General features: G+C 57.2%; 1 protein-coding gene and 1 pseudogene. Both read left to right on the plus strand.

Going from position 1 to position 3,572, the window contains the following annotated elements:
* Nucleotides 1–74 precede the first annotated feature (74 nt).
* Nucleotides 75–1,136, plus strand: a pseudogene (locus HNO88_RS21690) (IS5 family transposase).
* Nucleotides 1,137–1,452: 316 nt separating this feature from the next.
* Nucleotides 1,453–2,880, plus strand: a complete 1,428-nt coding sequence (locus HNO88_RS21695) for a hypothetical protein (RefSeq protein ID WP_184250880.1) — start codon at nucleotides 1,453–1,455, stop codon at nucleotides 2,878–2,880.
* Nucleotides 2,881–3,572: the final 692 nt, after the last annotated feature.

Consider the following 3,572-nt stretch of genomic DNA (forward strand, 5'->3'; position numbering starts at 1 on the left):
GGACGCCTCGAAAAACCGGTGGCGTCTAACGGTCTGAGATGATTCACTGCCTGAGCGCAATAGCGGAGGCAGTGATGGCGGGTCAGCCGAGTTTCTTTGATCTATCAGACCGATATGAGGCTCTGAGCGGGGCGGGCGATCCGCTGGAGCGACTGGCCGCGGTGGTCGACTTCGAGGTTTTCCGTGGTCCTCTGGTGGTCGCACTGCGTCGAAGCTCTCGTGGCAGGGGTGGACGCCCGCCGTTCGATGCGGTGCTGATGTTCAAGATCCTGGTGCTGCAGGCGCTCTACTCGCTGTCTGACGAGAGCACCGAGTTCCAGATCAAAGACCGGCTCTCGTTTCAGCGCTTCCTTGGTCTTGGGCTTGACGGCACGGTGCCGGACGCCACGACGGTATGGCTGTTCTGTGAGCGCCTGGTGAAGGCCAAGGCGATCGCCAGGCTCTTCGCCCGCTTCGATGCCGCGCTCACCGACCGAGGCTACCTCGCGATGGGCGGTCAGATCATCGATGCCACCGTGGTGCTGGCGCCCAAGCAGCGCAACACTCAGGAGGAGAAAGCGGCGATCAGGGAAGGTCGGATCCCCGAGTGCTGGAAGGACAAGCCAGCCAAGCTCAGGCAGGAGGATCGCGATGCACGCTGGAGCGTCAAATACACCAAGGCCAAGGTGAAGGACGGCGCCGACCCCAAGCGTTCAAGCCGGTCGATCTCGCTACCCCCATGTTCGGCTACAAGAATTACATCGGCATTGACCGTACGCATGGTCTGATCTGCACTTGGGACGCCAGCGCCGCCAATGCGCACGATGGCGCCCGGCTGCCGGTTCTCATCAGCCCGGACAACACGGCCTCGGGCGTGTGGGCCGACACAGCCTACCGATCGAAGAAAAACGAGGCGTTCCTGGCTAAAGGCATGTTCACCAGCAACATCCACCAGCGCAAGCCGCACCGCCAAACCCATGCCCGAGCGCATCGCGCGCGCCAACGCGAGGCGGTCGGCAGTCCGCTCAGCCGTCGAGCACGTCTTTGCCGGCCAGAAACATCGCATGGGCCTGCTCGTGCGCACCATCGGCATGGCTAATCTGGCCTATAACTTCCAGCGGCTCGCCTGGCTCGAGGGGCGTACTGCGCCCGCATGATGCCCATACGGCTCTGAGTGCCCCATCAGATCCCGCTGAACAGCAAGAACTAACCCGTGATCACGTAGTCTACGCTAGCATGATCACTCCTCGCCTCGCTTTCGCGCCAAACCAAGGGTTTTCCGAGGTGTCCAACTTCCTTGCCTCAGTCCAACTCGCCAGCATCCGAACCTGGCTGCGACATAATGAGTCGGTCGCCAAGTTTCGCCGTGCCCGGAACATCGCCCTGCGCCGCCCCTTTTGTGAGCATCGTGACGGATCTGTCGAATCACAGCTCCGTCGTTTAGCCGAATATTAACAATGCTATCTGTAAATCGTGACCATCACGATCTGTAAACCGGGTTCTGGCGAGAAGCACACTATGGTAGACATCGTTGCCAGTTCCGATGCGGCGCTCGATATGTATGAGACTGCGCTTGCAAGCGCCCTCACTCCCACGATTACGCTCATTTCCTCCGAGAAGATCCTTCTCTCCTTTGACTACGGCTTCATTGACGTGCTGGAGGGCAACGGCTTTGTCTTGGATGAGAACGGGTTGATAAGCAGCGGAACAGTTCATGCTATAACTGAGAGCCGCGACGAAAAAGTTTCGTTCAGGCTTACAGGCGCCACCCTCCCTGCCGCGCAGTTGATGGATCTCTCTAGAGGGGATTACCTTGCCACTTTCCCGGCAATTCTGACATCGTCGAATAACATTAAAGGATCCAATCTTGCTGACCGAATCTACTCGGGCCATGGCAACGATAGCATCCAGGCACTAGGCGGAGACGATGAAATTGAAGCGGGTCGCGGGATCAACGTTATTGATGGCGGCGACGGCTTCGACACTGTCATTCTAGAAGGTAGCAAGGGCGATTACCAATTCTTGCACACCGATCAGGCCGAGTACCTAATATCAGTTAATAATCGCGTACGGCTTACAGCAGTGGAAGGCATCTCCTTCGCTGGCGAAAGCGAAGATTTTCTGGTTACCGATCTGAAAGGTCAGCTCAATCATTTTGATGGGCTCCTATACCTTGCTTCAAACTCCGACCTTCGCGCAGGTTATGGGAGCAATAAAAACCTGGGCCTTGCTCATTTCGCTAACCACGGTTTTTACGAAGGCAGAGGCGTTCCGTCCTTTGATCCTTATGCGTATATCGCAGCAAACCAAGACCTACGGGTTGGCTATGGCATGGACACGAATGCAGCAGTGCGACACTACGTCGAACATGGTGCAGCCGAGCAAAGAAACATTACATTTGGCGGGTTGGAGTATATCGCCAGCTACAGCGATCTCATACAAGGCTTCGGACCAGATGCCGAGAGAGGCGTTAAGCATTACATACAGCACGGGGCTACTGAGAATAGATCAATAATCTTTGATTCTATGGAGTACCTGGCAACCAACCCTACGTTAATACATTCGATAGCCCATGACGCTGAATCGATTGCGTACCAGTATATAACATCGGGGTTTCATCAAGGCTTGGCAGTCGATGGCTTTGACCCACTCGAGTACATTGCATCTTATGCTGACCTGATCGTCGGGTTCGGCTCGAATGCAGATCTGGGCACCAAGCATTTCGTTGAGCATGGTTTCGACGAGGGGCGCAGTATCACGTTCGATCCCGTGCGATATGCTTCAGCAAACCCGGACCTAGAAGCTGCCTATGGTTTCGACGGGGACAAACTAGCGCTGCACTACATCATGTACGGTCTCGCTGAGGGTCGACACTTCGCATCGGACGCGATGGGCGGATGACGCCTGAGGAGTAACGTGAGCACCGCGCAACTCGAAATTTGGCTCAATGTTTGTAACGGCGACTGAACTACCGCCCTCAAAGGTCGGCGACCCTGAAGCTCTGCGCAACCGTCTAGGCGCCCAAGATCTAATTTATGACATGCACGGACGCTGAACGAGGCCGAACTTGAGTGGTCGGGCTTCTGATGTCCTTCCTTGCCACCGTACTTGCCGCTGTCGTTCCCACAAGCCAGGCGTTCTCCTGCACCCCCATTGCTAAATACGACGGTGATGGCGCCAATCTGATGCGCGGAGGGCTCGCCGGCATAGCGGCACGTGAGATGGACGGAACGTTCCGATCGAACCAGCCGTGCCCTGGTGTTTCGGCTCAGCGCTCGCGCGACGAGTTGGTGAGGCTGGTGGGCACAGTCGGACGTAGGCCGGAGGGCCATGTGCTTGTGCGTGGGCCGACAATGCACTGCCGTTCGGAAGCAAATGGCAGGGGCTCGCGGACAGCTGCCTGGTGTGTGTCACCTCGTGGCGGCGATCTGTCGTGCGCTTTGTTCAGGGGATGGCTAGGCGCTGAGATAACTCCGCTACTGGCGCGAGCATCGCTGTGGGGCTTAGCGTCCAGATCTGTATTGCAGAGCTTGGCGACCGACTCATTATGTCGCAGCCAGATCCGGATGCTGGCGAGTTGGACTGAGGCAGGA

The sequence above is a fragment of the Novosphingobium chloroacetimidivorans genome (assembly GCF_014204535.1).
Taxonomy (GTDB): Bacteria; Pseudomonadota; Alphaproteobacteria; order Sphingomonadales; family Sphingomonadaceae; genus Novosphingobium; species Novosphingobium chloroacetimidivorans.